The sequence below is a fragment of the Telluria sp. AZSoR62 genome, from assembly GCF_058111565.1.
The window spans coordinates 1-246 of sequence record NZ_JBYTST010000504.1 but is presented as its reverse complement, the minus strand read 5'-3'; the positions used below and the strand labels follow the sequence as shown (position 1 = coordinate 246).

The following is a 246-nucleotide window of genomic DNA, read 5'->3' as shown; positions in this document are numbered from 1 at the left end:
GAGGCCACGAGCATCACGGACATTTCCGCGATGATAAAGGTCACGGGAATCATTCAGTCCCAGCACCCGTCCGCGCTCAGCCCGCTGCTGTACTGGTGGGACGGCACTACCGTGCAGCTCATTTCCGGTCACGACGGTGAAAGCGTCCACCTGTTCGTCCCGGAGGAACTCGCCAGCATCCTCTAGCTACGCTGGCGAAACTCGGAATCGGACTTCAGGCTCAAGACCCATCGGCCTGACTAGACA

Annotated in this window: 1 protein-coding gene; it reads left to right on the top strand. The window is 59.8% G+C overall.

Features of this window, described 5'->3' with window-relative positions:
* A partial coding sequence (locus tag AC3XQU_RS24540; protein WP_489876717.1) for a hypothetical protein occupies nucleotides 1-186 on the top strand: 186 nt, incomplete at its 5' end.
* Between the last annotated feature and the right edge of the window lie 60 nt (nucleotides 187-246).